This is a genomic window from Echinicola sediminis (assembly GCF_054777495.1).
The window spans coordinates 1-508 of record NZ_BAAHAP010000262.1; the positions used below are offsets into that span (position 1 = coordinate 1).

Genomic DNA, 508 nt, shown 5'->3' on the forward strand with positions numbered 1-508 from the left:
TGACGTATCGGGAAGTTTTGATGGGAAGCTAAAAATATTGCCTTCAGAAAAGTGGGATAAGAACTTATCAATACTGGTTTTTAATTCATCTTGCTTTTCTTTTGTGAGGTAATATTTATCAGTAATATCTTCAATGATTTGAACAGCAACCTTGCCATTTTTTATGGTTTTAGAAGTTTCCTGATTATCTTCAATTACTTTAAATGGAGATGTTTTAGTAAAGTCCTCATATTTTTTTTCATCGCATAGGTAACTATTGATTTTATCTTCAATCTCTTTGATTTTTTGCTCGATCTGATCCATTTTTCTGGAGAGTTCACTATACAAGTCAGAGTATTGTTCTTGGTTATGAGCTAACTTGGTTTCAAGTCCATTTATTTCATTTTTAAAATCCTTTTCCTTATCAAATAATTCCCTTTTATCTTTCAGATAGTCACTAACTTTATCTCTATTTTTCTCAATAAAGTTTAATTCATTTTCAAAGTCGGATCGTAGCCCATGTCGTTCT

General features: G+C 30.5%; 1 protein-coding gene. It reads right to left on the reverse strand.

Translation table 11 applies throughout. The features are described 5' to 3' along the window. Positions 1 to 508: hypothetical protein (locus ACYVAA_RS23085; protein ID WP_460546478.1), on the reverse strand; the 508-nt coding region annotated here is incomplete at both ends.